This is a genomic window from Streptomyces sp. NPDC020490 (genome assembly GCF_044335305.1).
Taxonomy (GTDB): domain Bacteria; phylum Actinomycetota; class Actinomycetes; order Streptomycetales; family Streptomycetaceae; genus Streptomyces.
Window position 1 is genome coordinate 1 of sequence record NZ_JBIRUY010000002.1, and the last position, 15,247, is coordinate 15,247.

A 15,247-nucleotide genomic window follows, 5' to 3' on the forward strand; every position below is an offset into this window, starting at 1 on the left:
AGCCGATCCGCTTCGGCACCGACCTCTCCAAGGGCGTCGTACGCGATGCGGCGACCGGCGACCTGAAGGCCGTCGCGGTGACCCCGGAGAACGAGGCACGGATCCTGGTCCACGACGCGCACTCCACCTCCCCGACCACCGCGTTCGCCCTGTCCCGACTCGCCGACCCCGACACCCTGCACCACACGCCCGTCGGCGTCTTCCGCGACGTCGAACGCCCCGTGTACGACGAGCTGATGTCCGGCCAGCTGGAGCGGGCCGTCGAACTGCACGGCAAGGGCGACCTCGCCACCCTTCTCACCGGCAACGACACCTGGACCGTGGGGAGTTCCTCATGACGTATGTGATCGCCCAGCCCTGCGTCGACGTCAAGGACAAGGCCTGCGTCGACGAGTGCCCCGTGGACTGCATCTACGAGGGGCCGCGCAAGATGTACATCAACCCCGACGAATGCGTGGACTGCGGTGCCTGCGAGCCCGTGTGCCCGGTCGAGGCGATCTTCTACGAGGACTCGCTGCCCGACGAGTGGGCCGGCTATCTCACCGCCGAGCGGGACGTGTTCACCGTGATCGGTACGCCCGGTGGCGCGAGCGCGGCCGGACCGCTGGCCGCGGACCACCCGATCGTCGGGGGCGAGCCGGTCCCGGTGGGCTGAACGCCCAGGTGGGGGCGGTAACGAACGTTCGCTTCAGTGTGGCTTCCCCGGTCCTTCAGCGGAGTCGGGCAACGTGCTCTCCGTCAAGCGCACGTGCCCAGCCAGCCTTCCGCAGAGCCGCCGGACACCGCCGCAGAGGAAGTCCATGGACACCTACACCCCCACGTACACCCCCACGTCCCCCACGTCCCCCTCGCTCCTCGGACCCCACCATCTGGTCCACAGGCCCGGCAGCCCCGAGGCCTTCCTGTTCAAAGCGACCGCGCCGGTTCGGCAGAACTTCGCCTTCTCCGCGCAACTGCCCGAAGAACACCCGCTCTTCGGCGACTCCGGGTCGCGGTACCACGATCTGCTGTTCCCCATCGAGTCGCTGCGCCGGACGATGCTGTTCGCGGCTCGCCGTTACTTCAGGGTGCCGGCGGACCGGCTCCCCGTGCTGGCCTCCGCCGGCGCCGCGATCACGGGGCCGGACGCCTGGCGCCGCGACGGCGCCGGGACCAGGATCGCCCTGGATCTCGGCATGACACCGCTCGACGTGGTCGGCGGCGTGCCGCGCGGCCTGGAGTGCGAGGCCGCCGTCTCGATCGACGGCGAGCGCTGCGGGACCGCCTCGGCGCGGCTGGTCTTCCCCGTCCAGGGCGTCCGCCCCGGCGGTGCCGTGCTCGGCCGGCCGGAGAGCGAGGAGCCGGCGGCGGCAGGAGGCGGCGTTCCGGCGTCGCCCGGCGTGCCGCTGCCCGAACAGGTGGGGCACCTCGACAGCCGGCACGTCCTCGTCGGGCTGCCCGCGTACGCCGGGGCGGAGGGCGGCGACGGCCTGGTGTTCCCCGTCCACTCACCGGCGGCCGCCGAGCTGCCGGCCGAGGTGCCCGGCGTGATGGAGCCGACGCTGTTCCTGGAGGTGTCCCGCCAGGTCGGGCTGCTCGCCGCAGCCGAACTGCGCGGCTTCGTGCCGTCGTACGCCGTGCTGTCCCGGTGGCAGGCCTCGTTCGAGGGTGTCGCCGAGTCGGCCGTGCCGCTGCGCTGCACGGTGCGCGAGGAGGCGCGCCGTGCGGACGGGCGGGTGTCCCGGGACGCGGAGGGGCGGCCGGTGATCGACCTGCGGATGTCGTTCTCCCAGGGCAGCCGGGTCGTGGCGCGCGTCTCCGCGGCCGTGCTGCAGGACTGCTGAGGCGCGCGATGAGATACCGCGTGCTCGGACCCGTGCACATGTCGCCCCGTACGCCGTCCGCGGCCAAGCCGCGCGCGGTCCTGGCCACCCTGCTGGTGCAGAGCAACACGGTGGTGTCGACCCACACCCTGATCGACGAGCTGTGGGGTTCCGAACCCCCGCGCACGGCCACCACCACCCTCCAGGTGTACGTCTCCCAACTGCGCAAGGCCCTGCTGGCGGCGACCGGTGAGGTCCCGCCCGGGACGGACGCGACGCAGCCGCTGCTGACCCGCCCGCCCGGCTACCTGATGCGGGTCGCCCCGGATGATCTGGACCTGTCCGTCTTCGAGTCGCTGCGGGCCGAGGGCCGGGCCGCGTACGGCAGGGGCGATTACCAGGCCGCCTCGCAGGCGCTGAGCCGTGCGCTCGGACTCTGGACGGGGCCCGCGCTCTCGGGCATCCCGCACGGACCGTCGCTGCAGGCCTCCGCGATCAGACTGAGCGAGTTGCGCGCGGAGGTGCTGGAGCAGCGGATCTCCGCGGATCTGCGGCTCGGGCTGCACCAGGAGCTGATCGGCGAGCTGATGGCGCTGGCGCACGAGCATCCGCTGCGTGAGGCGCTGCACGGTCATCTGATGGTGGCGCTCTACCGCTCGGGCCGGCAGTCCGACGCCCTGCAGGTCTACCAGCGGGCGCGGCGGGCGCTGGTCGACGAACTGGGCGTGGAGCCCGGACCGGTGCTGAGCGGACTGCAGGAGCGGGTCCTGGCCTCCGACCCCGCGCTGGCCTGGCGCGGCGAGCCCGAGCGCCGGCTCGTGCCGGTCGGCGGCCCGGCCGACCACCCGGCCGAGGGGTCCGGGAGCGTGCGGCCCGAGACGGGTACGGGGCCCGGGAGAGACTCGGGGCCGACGGTGTGGCTGCCGCCCGCGGTGGCCGACTTCACCGGGCGCGAGGACCAACTGGCCGAAGGTGAGCAGCTGTTGGCGGACGACGCTGCCGGCCGGACCAAGGTGCTGGTGCTCTCGGGCCGGGCGGGCGCCGGTAAGACGGCGCTGGCCGTGCGGCTGGCCCACGGAGCGGCCGGCCGGTTTCCCGACGGGCGGGTCCTGGTGTCGTTGCGGGACGCGGGCGGGCGGGCCGTCGAACCGAGGACGGCGCTGACGACCCTGCTGCGCCGGCTGCGCGGCCCGCGGGCGGCCGGAGAGGGCACGGACTCCGGGACGGAGCCGTTGCCGTCGTCCGATGCGGAACTCGCGGAGCTGCTGCACCGGCGCACCGCGGGCCGCAGGATGCTCTTCGTCCTGGACGACGCGGTCTCGGAGGCGCAGGTCCGGCCGGTGCTGTCGGCCGTGCCGGACAGCACGGTGATCCTGACCAGCCGGCATGTGCTCGGCGCGCTGGGCGGCGTGCGGCGGCTGACCCTCGACGTGCTGTCCGCGCCGGAGGCCGAGGCGCTGCTCATGGCGTGCGGCGGGCGGCGGATGCGGGACGACCCGGAGGCGGCGGGCGAGATCGCCCGGCTGTGCGGCCGGCTGCCGCTCGCGCTGCGGGTGGCCGCTGCCGGGCTCGCGGCCCGGCCGCACTGGACCGCCGCGGGGCTCGCCCGTCGGCTGCGTGACGAACGGACGCGGCTGGCCGCGCTCGCGCTGGGCGATCTCGACGTACGCAGCAGCCTGCTGACCGCCTACCGGGACGTGGACGAGGAGGCCCGGCACGCCTTCCGGATCCTCGCGCAGGGCTCGCTGCCCGACTTCGCCCTGTGGAGCGCGGCCGCGCTGCTCGGCACGGACCTGGCGGAGGCCGAACGGCTCACCGAGGAACTGGTGCAGGCCCATCTGCTGGAGGCGCGGCGCCGGCCCGGACGGTCGGCCCCCGTGCGCTACGGCTTCCACGCGCTGCTGCGCTCGCTGGCCCTGGAGGTGTCGGCCGGGGAGGACCCGCGGGAGGGCCGCGCGGCCGTGGAGCGGCTGTGCCGTGCCTTCCTGGCGCTGGCCAGGCACGCGGACGCGCGGCTGACGCCCGGCCGGGTCCTGCTCGCGCACGAGGCCGAGCCCCCGGCCGGGGTCTACCCGGAGGAGGTGGTCGGCAGTGCGCCGCTGCGGTGGTTCCAGGAGGAGTCCGCGGGCCTGTCGGAGGCCGTACGGCAGGCCCACGCGGCCGGGCTGTGGGGCCTGTGCTGTGCCTTGGCGTCGGCCTCGGCCGGCTACTACGAGGCGGCCGCGCTGTGGGAGGAGTGGGAGTCGACCCACCGTCTCGCGCTGGACGCGGCCCGCAGGTCCGGCGACGTGCACGCCGAGGCCGTCGTCCTGCGGTCCCTGGGTGACCTGGACTGGCAGCGTCAGCAGACGTCGGCGGCGATCGACCGGTACCGCCTCGCCGGGGAGTTGTTCACCCGGCACGGCGACCGGGCGGCGGCGGGCCGCTGCCTGTCCGCGGAGGCGGACGCGCTCCTCGGGACCGGGCGGGTCGCACAGGCCGGACGGGCCTACGCGCACGCCCTGTCGGTGAGCCGGCCGGCCGGCGACGCGCGCGGCACGGCCGAGTCGCTGCGCGGACTGGCGCTGGTGGCGGTGCGCGAGGCCCGCCACGAGGAGGCACTGGCCCGCCTGGCGGAGTGCGAGAACGCGGCGCGCTTCGCGGGCGACCGCCGGTGGACCGAGTACGCCCGCCGCACGGCATCCGCCCTCCGCGCGGCCCTCGGGTCCGGCGGTCCGGGCACGGCGGCCTCGATGCCCCTCGAAGTCCGCCCGGGAGTCTGGCTGTTCTGCCCGTCGGAACCGGCCGGCCGGGCGGCGTGAGCCCGCGTCCCGCCCGCTGCCGGACACCGTCCCCGGCACCGGGCGGGCGCCTCGCCGCGAACGCGGACACGCGCGCCGTCCCCGCCACACCCGCCGCCGCGGCCCCGCACGAGACGGACACCCTCCCCCAACCAGGCACGCACCTCCCCGCGAACGCGGACACGCACACCATCCCCGCCGCACCCGCCGCCACGACCCCGCACGAGACGGACACCCTCCCCCAACCAGACACGCACCTCCCCGCGAACGCGGACACGCACACCATCCCCGCCGCACCCGCCGCCACGACCCCGCACGAGACGGACACCCTCCCCCAACCAGGCACGCACCTCCCCGCGGACGCGGACACGCACGCCGTCCCCGCCACGCCCGCCGCCGCGGCCCCGCACGAGACGGTGACCGTCGGTCCGACGGGCCGCCTCGCGGCGTACGGCACGGCCGCCCTCTCCGGCACCTGCCACTGCCTAGGCACCCGTCCGTGTGCGGCTCCGCCGTGCGGGCGTCAGCCGCCCGCGCCCGGCACCCGATGCCGGCACCCACCATGGGCGCCCGCGCTCACGGCCCCCGTCTCACCACCCGTCGGCGGCGGCCGTCTCCCGCTCGTCGGCCGGCTCCCGCTCCCCCAGCGCCGCCGTCACGGCGTCGACGATGCCCGGGTCGAGTGCCGTGCCCGCCGCCGTGTCCACCGTACGGCCGAAGCCCGCGTCCTCGACGGCGACGGCGACGGTGTAGCGGTCGCCGAGCGACCAGGTGCGGAAGGCCCATCTGCCGACCGGTGCGGGGGTGCCGTCGGGGCGCAGCACGGCCCGGGGCGCCCGGTCCGGGGTGAAGCCGAAGTCCGTGAAGCGGAAGCGCAGGCCGAGGCCGAGGGCCTTGCTGTAGGCCTCCTTCAGGGTCCACAGCCGGAGCACGGCGGGGTTGCGTTCCGCGAGCGGCAGGGCCTCGACGCGGTCCAGTTCGAACGGGGTGCACAGGTGCCGGTCCAGCCCCGGGCCGTACAGGACCCGCTCGGCGGGCTCGGCGTCGACGCCGATCGCGCCGTCGGCGGCCAGGCCGACCAGCAGCAGGCCGTCGGTGTGGCTGAGGCTGACGTGGACGCCGTCGTAGCCGCGCAGGAAAGGGCGCCCGGTGAGGCCGTAGCCGATCTCGACCGACTCGGGCGGTACCCCGAGCGCGGCCGCCGCCGCGAACTTCAGCAGGACGCGCGAGGCGGCGAACCGGCCGCGGACCTGCGGGTGCGTCAGCTCCAGGTAGCGCTCCCAGTCCCGGCCCAGGAGCGCGCGCAGCCGCGGCAGGCCCGCCCGCTCCGGCCGCCAGGCGTCCTGGCGGGCGAACAGCACGGCGGCCCCGTGCCGGTCCAGGTCAGCGCGTACTCTGCCCCAGTCCCCCGACGGGCCGCGGATCGCGATCGGCTCCCCGAGCGTCCGTCCCGGGCCCCTGCACCCGGACGCCGGCGGTGCCGTCCGTACCAGCGGTGCCGTCGCTGCTGTCATCGAACGCCTCCATCGTGTCGTGGAGATCGGACAGCACGTCGGCCGCGGTCGCGCCGTCGATCACCCGGTGATCGAAGGTGAGGCCGAGCCGCATCACCGGCGCGGGCACCACGACGCCGTCGCGCACCACCGCGCGGTCCACGACCCGGCCCGCGCACAGGGTCACCGCGGTGCCGCCGGCCGAGTGGAAGCCGTCCACGGTGCGATGGCCGAGCGAGCTGACCGAGACGGTGCCGAACACGCCGGCGCGTCGGCGCGGATCGCGCAGCGCCGCGGCGAACGCGGCCCGGCCGAGCGGGACCGGGAGCCGGCCCAGCATCCGTACGCCCTTGAACTCGGGCAGGTCGGCGGCCTGTTCGCCGCGGTAGCGGTCGACGCGTTCCTGGATCTCGCCCAGGGTCGCCGACTCCAGGCCCGGCACGAGCGCCGAGAGCACGGTGCGCTCGCCGTCGACGGGCCGGTCCAGGGCGAGCTTGGCGGTGACGCCGTCGAAGCGGACGGTCCTCGGGCGCCGCAGCGGTCCGGGCCAGCCGGGGGCCATCGCGGCGTTGGCCTCCGGGTGGCGGTCCAGGACCCGGCCGGCGGCGTACAGCAGGTAGCTGACGACCGAGTAGCGCCGGCCGGCCGCGCGGGCGGCGGCGCGGTGCGCCTGGACGCGGGTCATGTCGATGTCCGTGTCCAGGTGCACGGGCCGCTGGGCCGCCGCCCACTCCAGGAAGTACAGGGTGTGGCGGCGGCGCCGTTCGGCGGTGACGGTGGGGGTCACCCGAGCACCGCCAGTTCGTAGATCTCCTTCAGGCTGCGGGCCTCCAGGACCTTGCCGACGGCGATCTTGCGGCCGACGGCGGTCTCCAGGGCGGTGACGAGCTTGAGGAGGTACAGCGAGTCCCAGTCGGGGAGTTCGTCGAAGTCGGCGGCCACCTGCCCGGCGGCGAGCGGGATCCCGATCTCCTCGTCGACGAGCCGGACGTAGTCGTCCAGGGTGAAGCCGCCTGTGGTGGGAACTGTGCTGTCGACGCTCATATCTTCTCCAGGGCGAAGCCGGCCTTGATCCACTTGCTGGACTCGACGGCGACCGCGAGGGCCTTCTCGCCGTCGGACATCCGTTCCAGCAACTTCTCGATCTGCAGGAAGGGCAGGGCGTTTCCGTTGTTGCCGGTGTCCGCGACGCAGCTGATGTCCTCGGCGGTGGGCACGTCGAGTTCCTCGGTGATGCGGCGGGTCATCCGGCCGGACAGCTGCGGCGGCAGCAGATAGTCCAACTGGTCCGCCTCCCAGTCGAGTTCGCCGAGCATCTCCCAGAGGATCTCGACGGCCATGACGGGCACGGACTCCTCGATGGCCTTGTAGTCCTCGGTGAGGGCCTGCCGGTCGTCGTACCGGTCGGCGAGCCCGAACCACTCGATGACCTGGCCCGGCGCGCGGCCGAGGCCGGTGAAGCGGTTGAGGACGTGGCGCAGCGCGAGCCGCTGTCCGCGCGGCTCGGCGGTGACGACGGCCGCGCCGGCGCCGTCGCCGAACAGGACGTAGTTGACGAGGTCGCCGGGGGCGGCGCCGGCCACGTCACGCTGGAGGTCGAGGTGCTTGCTGCACACGTCGCCGCCGATGACGAGTCCGGAGCGGTACTGGCCGGAGGCGATCATCGTCTGCGCCAGGGACAGGGCCTGTACGGCGCCGGCGCAGCCGGACTGGAGCTGGAAGGTGGGCACCTGGTCCAGGCCGAGCTGGTCGGCGACGTGGTTGACGGTGGCGGGCATCAGGGTGTCGGGGGTGGCCGTGCCGAGGACGACGAACTCGACCTCGGACGGGTCGACGTCGGGGGCGGCGAGCGCCTTCTCGGCGGCCTGCGCGCAGAGGTCGGCGAGCGACCAGCGGACCACTCCGGTGCCGAGGTCCCGGGCGAAGTGCCGGGTTTTCGTGCCGATGAAGACCTCGATCCAGTCCTCGTTGATGCCGAGCACCTTGGCCAGGGTGGCGTTGTCCACCGGGTCACCGGGCAGCGCGGTGCCCAGGGAGGCGAGATGGGCCGTGACAGCCGTCGGGGTGGTCATGCCGTCCTCTCTTCTTCCATCAGCTCCCGCCCGTCCGCCGCCTCGGCGGGGCCCGCGGGACCGGGGGCCGCCGCGCCGGACTCCCGCAGGAAGGCGACGAGGTCGCCGACGGAGGAGAGGCGGGGCAGCAGGTCCTGGACCGTCAGGGCTCCGATGCCGGTGAGCCGGGACTCCAGCCGGTTCTTGAGCTCCATGATCATGACGGAGTCGAAGCCGAGATCCTCGTAGAGCCGGTCGTGCGGGCCGATCTCGGCGTCGGTGTAGCCGCCGACGGTCCGGACGGCGGCGAGGACGGCGTCCTCGACGGGGTCCGCCGGGCCGCCGGGCCGGTTCAGGGTGTTCAGGGTGAGCACGGCGGCGGGCGCGGGCTGCGGCTCCCGGTGTCCCGTGAACGCCCGGTCGGCCGACTCGTCGGCCGTCGCCCGGCCGCGCACCGGGTTCCTCGCCCAGAAGCGGTGCTGTGTCGAGAACGTGTACGGCGGCAGCGGGTGCGGGACCCGCTCCCCGGGCGTGTACACGGCGTCCCAGTCGGGTTCGACGCCGCCCCGGTACAGCTCGGCGAGGGCCTCGGCGAGGTCCCGGCCCGCGGACTCGGGGCCGCGCACCGGCAGGACGTGCGCCGGGCCGGGGCCCGCGGCGGAGCCGTGCAGGCGGCGCACCATCCCGGAGAGCACCGGCCGGGGGCCGGTCTCCACCAGGTGGGTCGGGCCGTCGGCGAGGAGCGCGGCGACCGCGTCGCCGAACAGCACGGTGGCGCCGATGTGCTCGACCCAGTACGCGGCGTCCATCGCCTCGCCGTCGAGCACCCGTCCGCGGACGGTCGAGTACAGCGGGATCTCGGGCACTGTCCCGCCGACCTCCTCGGCGATCTCCGCGAAGCGGTCCAGGACCGGCCGCATCAGCGGTGAGTGGAAGGCGTGCGAGACGGTCAGGCGGCGCGTGTCGACTCCCTCGGCCCGCAGCTCGGCGCCGATCTTCTCCAGGGTCTCCAGGTCGCCGGAGAGCACCGTGGACGTGGGGCCGTTGACCGCGGCGACGCCGATCAGGGGTTCCTGTTCGATCCGGGCCGCCAGCCGCGCGCTGGGGGCGCGGACGGCCAGCATGCCTCCGCCGTCCGGGAGTTCCTGCATCAGGGCGCCGCGGGCGGCGATCAGGCGGGCGGCGCCGTCCAGCGGGAGTGCCCGGGCCAGGACGGCGGCGGCGAACTCGCCGACGCTGTGGCCGAGGAGCATCTCCGGGTGGACGCCGAGTTCCGTCAGGGTGCGGCCGAGGGCGTAGCCGACGGCGAACAGGGCGGGCTGCGTCCACTGCGTGTCGTGGACGGCATCGTCGCCGGCGAGGAGCAGGTCGCGCACCGACTTTCCGGTGTGCGGCAGCAGCGCGGTGTCGGCCTCGTCGAGGAAGTGCCGGTACAGCGGCGACTGTTCGTACAGGGCGGCGGTCATCCGCGGGTACTGCGAGCCCTGTCCGGTGAACAGGAACGCGGTGCGGGGCCGCTCGGCGGGCCGGCCGGAGAGCCGGGCCAGCAGATCCGGGTCGGCGGCCGACTCCCGCAGCCGGGCGACGAGTTCGCGGGTGTCGGTGGCCGCGGCCGCGAAGCGGTGGCGGTGTCCGGCCTTCACGCGGTTGCTCGACCTGGCCAGCGGGCCGAGCGGTACCCGGCGGGCCGCCGCCGCGTCCGCCTGGGCCAGCAGGTTGCGGCGCAGCGCGTCGGCGTTCGGCGCGGTGAGGGTGAACACCGCGGCGCCGATGCCGCCGGGCGCGGCGCTGTTCGCCGGTTCGGGGCGCGCGGCGTGCGCGGGCGCGGACTCCAGCACGGCGTGGGCGTTGGTGCCGCCCATGCCGAAGCTGCTGAGCCCGGCGACGACGGGGCCGGCGGGCAGCCGCAGCGGTGCCTTGAGCAGCCGCAGGCCGTGGTCGCGCAGTTTCAGCCGCTTGCTCTCCTTGGCCGCGAAGCGGCTGGCGGGGACGATCCGGTGGTGCAGGGACAGGGCGACCTTGATCAGTCCGGCGATGCCGGCGGCGCCCTCGGTGTGGCCGAGGTTGCCCTTGACCGAGCCCAGCGCCATGGGCTTCGCGGCGCGGCCGGCGTGGTGGTGGCCGAGCGCCTTGACCTCCATCATGTCGCCGAGGGCGGTGCCGGTGCCGTGCGCCTCGGTGAAGACCACGTCGGAGGGCTCGACGCCGGCCCTGCGGTAGGCGGCGCCGAGCACCTCCTGCTGGGCCCAACGGTTGGGCGCGGTCAGCCCGTTGCTGCGGCCGTCCTGGTTGACGGCGGTGCCGCGGATGACGGCGTACACGCGCTGGCCGTCGGCGACCGCGTCCCGCAGCCTGCGCAGCACGACCACGCCGACGCCCTCGCCGCGGCCGATGCCGTCCGCCTCGGCGCTGAAGGGCTTGCAGCGCCCGTCGGGGGCGGACAGCCCGGCCTGGGTGTAGAAGATCGACAGGGCCGGTGTGAGGGCCACGTTGACGCCGCCGACGAGCGCGTGGTCGCACTCCTCGGCCAGCAGCGCGTTCGCCGCGAGGTGCACGGCGACCAGCGAGGAGGAGCAGGCGGTGTCGACGGCGAGGCTGGGGCCCTTGAGGTCGAGGTGGTAGGAGATCCGGTTGGCGGTCATGCAGTAGCCGTTGCCGGAGCCGACCTGGGCGGTGACGTTGCCGTAGTCGGTGAGGTGCAGCTGCGCCCACTCGTTGCCCATGATGCCGACGAACACCCCGGTCCGGCTGCCGGCCAGGGTCCGCGGCGGGATGCCCGCGTCCTCGACCGCCCGCCACGCGGCCTGCAGCAGCAGCCGCTGCTGGGGGTCCATGGCCGCCGCCTCGCGCGGCGAGACGGTGAAGAACTCGTTGTCGAAGGCGTCCGGGTCGGCGATGAAGCCGCCCTCGGTGGTGTTGGCGTGTCCTTCGTCCCCGGCCGCCGAGTAGAACTCCTTGGCGTCCCACCGCAGCCGGGGCACCTCCCCCACCCCGTCCGCGCCGCGCATCAGCAGGTCCCAGTAGGCGCCGGTGTCGGGCGCCCCCGGGAATCTGCAGTCGATGCCGACGATGGCTATGGGCTCCATCAGGCGCCGCCGTCCTTCGCGGTCTGGGCGGCGAGTTCTTCCACGAGGTGGCCGGCGAGCGCGTGGACGGTCGGGTAGTCCCAGGCGGCGGTGGGCTCCATCATGACGTCGAAGTCGTCCTCGATGTCCCCGCACAGGCTGAGGGCGGCGACGGAGTCGAGGCCGTACTCGGCGAGGGGCACGTCCGGGTCGATCTCGGCGGGCCGCCGCTTGAGGTAGAGGGCGATGCGCTCGGCCAGCCACGTGGTCAGGGACTCGGTGGTGTGTGCGGTGGTGGGAACGGACATGGTGCACTCCTCGCGAGGGTGAGCGGTTTTCGCGTGCTGTCGGGTGGTGGTCCGGTGGCCGTCGCGGGCGGGCGCTCCGTCACGGACGGGCGCTGTACGTCCCGGACGGGCGTCGTCCGGGGCGGCCGGCCGGTGTCCGTCAGCCGGCGAGCGGGGTGTCGTACAGGTCGTAGCTGGTGCGGGCGTGGAACCTGCGCAGGACTTCCTCGTGCATGCGCTCGTCCACGGACGCCGGGAGGGCGGCGGGGCGCCGGCCGAGCCGACGGGCGAGCCGGTGCAGTGCGGCGGCGAGCCAGGCCGGGTCGGCGAGGAACGCGTCGCCGCCGTCGTGGGACGCCTGCTGCCAGACGCCGATCGTGGCGGCGGCCGCGAGCAGGACGGCGTAGCGGTCGGCGAGGGCGAAGGCGGCGGGGCCGGCGAGGGCCGTGCGGTCCTCGGGTGCGAGCGCGCGGCTCGCCTCGCGCAACTGCCGCAGTTCGTCCACCAGTTGCAGGGCGAGCGCCTGGACGGCACGTTCCTCGGGTGAGGAGCCGGGCAGCCGGTCCACGGCGGCGACCAGGGTGGCGCTGAGCGCGTCCCGTCCGCTCGCCAGGGTGAGCCGGTCGTAGGGGAGGCCGGGCAGGTCCGTGCGCGGCTGGAAGAGTTCCGCGGGGGCGGGTTCGTCGCTGAACCAGGACCGCCGGGCGAGCCGGGACAGCTGGGGGATGATCGTGGCCTGGCAGGCCGCGGAGCCGGCGTGGCCGAGGCTGAGCACCGGCAGGTCCCGCAGGTGCTTCTGGAAGATGCCGTGCTCGCCGTCGCGGATGTAGAAGCGGGCCCCGAGCACGACGGACAGCTCCTGCGTCGCCTCGGCGAGCACCTTCGGGACGAGGTACTTGACGGCGGCGGCGAAGACGCTGGTCTGATCGGACAGCAGGTGCACCGCCCGGGTCGCGGCCAGCGAGAGGCTGTCGCAGGTCAGCAGGTCGGTGAAGGCCCCGGACAGGGTGCCCCTGGCGTGCGGGATGTCCATGACGGACTTGCGGTAGAGGCGTCGGCCCAGCGCGAAGCGCACGACGGTCCGCAGGGCCGTGTCGGTGGTGCCGACGGCCATGCCGGGGAGCGCGGAGCGGGTGATCTGGAAGGCGCGCAGGGCGGTCTCCACGCCCTTTCCCTCCTCGCCGACGAGGGCCGAGGCGGGCACGGGCGTGCCGTCGAAACGGAGTCCGGACAGCAGGCAGCCGCGCACGCCGACGGCGTCGTAGCGGGGCAGCACCTGCCAGGAGTCCGGGTCCAGGCCGTCGCGTTCGACGAGGAGCACGGAGTGGCTGCGGCTGCCCGGCGCGGGGCTGGTGCGGCTGAACAGGACCCAGGCGTCGGCGCGTGAGGCGTTGTTGATGACCTGCTTGGCGCCGTGCAGCCGGTATCCGCCGCCGTCGGCGGGGCGGGCCTCGAACTCGTTGCGCACGAAGTCGTTGCCGTGCGCGAGTTCGTGGTAGGCGACCGAGACCTTGCCGCCGCCGGTGAGGATCTTCGCGAGCCGGGCGCGCTGCGCGGCGTCCCCGGAGGTCCAGACGTTCACGGCGGCCATGAAGGAGGTGACGCCGTAGCCGAGGCCGAGGGCGACGTCGCGGCGGAACACCTGCCGCATGATCCGTACCAGGGTGTCGAGCCGCTCCAGGCGGCCGCCCTCGGCACGCGGTACGAAGTCGGCGCCCAGGCCGAGTTCGTCGAGGGCGCGCTCGCCGGGTGCGGAGAGTTCACCGGCCTCGTCCGCCTCCAGCAGCCTGGCGTACGACAGTTCGTTGCGCTCGTCGGTGGGGTCGCCGAGGCGCCGGTCCAGTTCGGCGACGCGGGCCGCGGCCCGGGACTCCTGGTCCGTCCGTGCGGTCGCCGTCCGCGCGTCCTGGGGTTGTGTGCCGGTCAGCATGACGTCCTCTCCGTTCCGTCCGCGTCCGCACCGGCCGACGCGGGCTGCCGCTCGGGCAGGCGCTGCGGCAGCAGCGAGAACAGGCGGCCCGAGGAGCGGGCCGCTCGCAGGGCGCCGAGCAGTTCCTCGTACGTCTCCTCGCCGGCCGCCGCCGGTTCGCCGAGGCGGACCAGCAGCCGGTCGAGGGCGGTGTGCAGCCACAGGCCGTCGCGCCACAGCCCCCCGGTGGCGGGGTCGTCGGCGAGGTGGCCGGTGCTGTGCGTCCACAGGCCGAGGCAGGCCGCTCCGGCCCAGCACAGGGTGTAGCGGCGCGCGACCTCGAAGGCGGCGGGCGGGACCTCGGTGAGCACGCCCTGGTACTCCTCCGCCTCGGCGTGCACCGCGCGGGTGACGTCGAGCAGCCGCCGCGCCGCTTCGGCCACGGGGGCGAGCGCGGGGTCCGCCTCCGCGCGCCGGGTGATCTCCTCGACGCAGGCCGGGAGGGACGCCGTGACGCCGCTGCCGTGCCGGGCGACCAGTGACAGCTTCGCCGGGTCGAGGGCCGGCAGCGGTGCGGCCAGGTCGAAGGCGGCGCCGGCGCCCGCGGTGTCGCCGGTGCCGCGGCGGAACCCGCGGACCAGCGAACGGAACTGGTTCACCAGGGAGTTGAGGTTGACCAGGGTGTTGCCGTCGAAGAGTCCGACGATGCGGTGGTCGCGTACGACCTTCTGGAACCGTCCGCCCGCGTGCACGCCCTTGAGGAAGGCGCGGGCGCCGAGCAGCCCGGTCAGGTCGGCCAGCACCTGGTCGGTGCCGGTGGGCAGCAGGTACTTGGTGACGGCCGAGGTGACGCCGAGTTCGGCGGTCTGGGTCTGTACGGCGCGGGCGGCGACCAGGGCGACCGCCTCGTGCAGCAGGACGTCGGCGGCGGCGCCGGCCAGCAGGTGCCGGGCCTGCGGGAGGTCGATCAGCCGGCGGCCGTACAGCTCGCGGTCCTCGGCGAAGTCCAGGCCGAGCCGCAGCCCGTGGTCGGCGGCGCCGAGCGACAGCGCCGCGCACATGGTGCGGGTGAGCTGGAGCGCCTTGAGCACGATCTCCAGGCCGGCGCCCTCGGCCCCGACGAGGGCGCCGCGCGCCACGCGGGCCCCGTCGAAGGCGATGCCGGAGATGTCGGCGCCGCGGATGCCGTGGGTGCGGATCTTCGGGAGGTGGCGGTAGGTGTCCGCGTCGAGTTCCCGCTTGTCCACGAGGAGGACGCTGAAGCCGCGCGGCCCGCCGTCCGGCCGGGTGCGGGTCAGCAGCGACAGCACCGCGCCCCGCGTGGCGTTGTTGATCAGCCACTTCTCGCCGCTGACCAGCCAGTGCCCGTCGGTGTCGGCCGCCTTGTCGCCGGTGTCGGCCGCCTTGTCGCCGGTGTCGGCCGTCTTGCCGTCGGTGCGCACGTCACCGGCCAGCAGGTCGCTGCCGTGGTCGCGTTCGGTGAGCCCGAGGGAGACCGGCACCCCGGCCATGATGTCGGCGCCGAGCCGGGCGCCCTGCTCCGCGGAGCCGGCGACCCAGACGCAGACCCCGCCGAGGTAGGTCTTGCCGTGGCCGATGGCGCAGGTCAGGTCGCGGCGGGCGACGGCGCGGACGAGCTGGAGCACCCGCTCGTAGTCGCGCAGCCGGCCGCCGTGCTCGACCGGTACGTACTGCGCGGGCAGGCCCCACTCCTCGAAGCGGCGGCAGATGTCGGCGGGGAACTCCTCCCGCTCGTCGAGCTCGGCGCAACGCGCGTAGGAGAAGACCTCGTCGGGGTCGCCGGGGTCGCCGAGGAAGCGGTCGAACTCCTCGGCGAGCCGGTAGGGCTGGTGTTCCATG

Annotated in this window: 11 protein-coding genes and 1 pseudogene; 4 read left to right on the forward strand and 8 right to left on the reverse strand. The window is 74.8% G+C overall.

The genetic code is table 11. From position 1 onward, the window contains the following. From ACH4ZX_RS03330 to ACH4ZX_RS03345, 4 genes and pseudogenes are all read left to right on the forward strand, one after another. Nucleotides 1–338: pseudogene (locus ACH4ZX_RS03330) on the forward strand (2-oxoacid:ferredoxin oxidoreductase subunit beta); the annotation flags it as partial. Continuing rightward, nucleotides 335–655 carry a ferredoxin gene (fdxA, locus tag ACH4ZX_RS03335; protein WP_398266719.1) on the forward strand — a complete coding sequence of 107 codons (321 nt, stop codon included), beginning with the start codon at nt 335–337 and terminating at the stop codon, nt 653–655. The pseudogene ACH4ZX_RS03330 and the gene fdxA, both read left to right, overlap by 4 nt. A gap of 145 nt (nt 656–800) precedes the next feature. Beyond that, nucleotides 801–1,823, forward strand: coding sequence for an AfsA-related hotdog domain-containing protein (locus ACH4ZX_RS03340; protein ID WP_398266722.1), 1,023 nt, complete (start codon nt 801–803; stop codon nt 1,821–1,823). A gap of 20 nt (nt 1,824–1,843) precedes the next feature. After that, nucleotides 1,844–4,603 (forward strand): AfsR/SARP family transcriptional regulator, encoded by a 2,760-nt coding sequence (locus ACH4ZX_RS03345; RefSeq protein WP_398266725.1) that lies wholly within the window; start codon nt 1,844–1,846, stop codon nt 4,601–4,603. 569 nt (nt 4,604–5,172) lie between these two features. Here ACH4ZX_RS03345 and ACH4ZX_RS03350 read toward each other — a convergent pair. The 8 genes from ACH4ZX_RS03350 to ACH4ZX_RS03385 form a co-directional block, all read right to left on the reverse strand. Further along, nucleotides 5,173–5,943, reverse strand: coding sequence for a 4'-phosphopantetheinyl transferase family protein (locus ACH4ZX_RS03350; RefSeq protein ID WP_398266728.1), 771 nt, complete (start codon nt 5,941–5,943; stop codon nt 5,173–5,175). Between the two features lie 22 nt (nt 5,944–5,965). Next, the gene (locus tag ACH4ZX_RS03355) at nt 5,966–6,784 is read right to left on the reverse strand and encodes a 2-oxo acid dehydrogenase subunit E2 (protein WP_398267630.1); all 819 of its coding nucleotides are present in this window, start codon (nt 6,782–6,784) and stop codon (nt 5,966–5,968) included. 74 nt (nt 6,785–6,858) lie between these two features. After that, on the reverse strand, nt 6,859–7,119 hold the full coding sequence (locus tag ACH4ZX_RS03360) for an acyl carrier protein (RefSeq protein WP_324785325.1): 261 nt from the start codon (nt 7,117–7,119) through the stop codon (nt 6,859–6,861). Beyond that, nucleotides 7,116–8,147 carry a 3-oxoacyl-ACP synthase III family protein gene (locus ACH4ZX_RS03365; RefSeq protein ID WP_398266731.1) on the reverse strand — a complete coding sequence of 344 codons (1,032 nt, stop codon included), beginning with the start codon at nt 8,145–8,147 and terminating at the stop codon, nt 7,116–7,118. Before ACH4ZX_RS03365 ends, ACH4ZX_RS03360 begins: the two co-directional genes overlap by 4 nt. After that, nucleotides 8,144–11,212 carry a type I polyketide synthase gene (locus ACH4ZX_RS03370; RefSeq protein ID WP_398266734.1) on the reverse strand — a complete coding sequence of 1,023 codons (3,069 nt, stop codon included), beginning with the start codon at nt 11,210–11,212 and terminating at the stop codon, nt 8,144–8,146. Before ACH4ZX_RS03370 ends, ACH4ZX_RS03365 begins: the two co-directional genes overlap by 4 nt. Then, nucleotides 11,212–11,499, reverse strand: a complete 288-nt coding sequence (locus ACH4ZX_RS03375) for an acyl carrier protein (protein WP_398266737.1) — start codon at nt 11,497–11,499, stop codon at nt 11,212–11,214. The genes ACH4ZX_RS03370 and ACH4ZX_RS03375 overlap by 1 nt, the downstream gene beginning before the upstream one ends. 139 nt (nt 11,500–11,638) lie before the next feature. Continuing rightward, complete coding sequence (locus tag ACH4ZX_RS03380) at nt 11,639–13,408, reverse strand: acyl-CoA dehydrogenase family protein (protein ID WP_398266740.1); 1,770 nt, start codon at nt 13,406–13,408, stop codon at nt 11,639–11,641. Then, the gene (locus tag ACH4ZX_RS03385) at nt 13,402–15,246 is read right to left on the reverse strand and encodes an acyl-CoA dehydrogenase family protein (RefSeq protein WP_398266743.1); all 1,845 of its coding nucleotides are present in this window, start codon (nt 15,244–15,246) and stop codon (nt 13,402–13,404) included. The genes ACH4ZX_RS03380 and ACH4ZX_RS03385 overlap by 7 nt, the downstream gene beginning before the upstream one ends. Nucleotide 15,247: the final 1 nt, after the last annotated feature.

What these genes read in the sequence shown, in the direction of transcription:
- ACH4ZX_RS03365 (WP_398266731.1), bottom strand. Translation starts at nt 8,147, where the DNA reads ATGACCACCCCGACGGCTGTCACGGCCCATCTCGCCTCCCTGGGCACC.
- ACH4ZX_RS03340 (WP_398266722.1), top strand. Translation starts at nt 801, where the DNA reads ATGGACACCTACACCCCCACGTACACCCCCACGTCCCCCACGTCCCCC.
- ACH4ZX_RS03375 (WP_398266737.1), bottom strand. Translation starts at nt 11,499, where the DNA reads ATGTCCGTTCCCACCACCGCACACACCACCGAGTCCCTGACCACGTGG.
- fdxA (WP_398266719.1), top strand. Translation starts at nt 335, where the DNA reads ATGACGTATGTGATCGCCCAGCCCTGCGTCGACGTCAAGGACAAGGCC.
- ACH4ZX_RS03360 (WP_324785325.1), bottom strand. Translation starts at nt 7,119, where the DNA reads ATGAGCGTCGACAGCACAGTTCCCACCACAGGCGGCTTCACCCTGGAC.
- ACH4ZX_RS03370 (WP_398266734.1), bottom strand. Translation starts at nt 11,212, where the DNA reads ATGGAGCCCATAGCCATCGTCGGCATCGACTGCAGATTCCCGGGGGCG.
- ACH4ZX_RS03380 (WP_398266740.1), bottom strand. Translation starts at nt 13,408, where the DNA reads ATGCTGACCGGCACACAACCCCAGGACGCGCGGACGGCGACCGCACGG.
- ACH4ZX_RS03385 (WP_398266743.1), bottom strand. Translation starts at nt 15,246, where the DNA reads ATGGAACACCAGCCCTACCGGCTCGCCGAGGAGTTCGACCGCTTCCTC.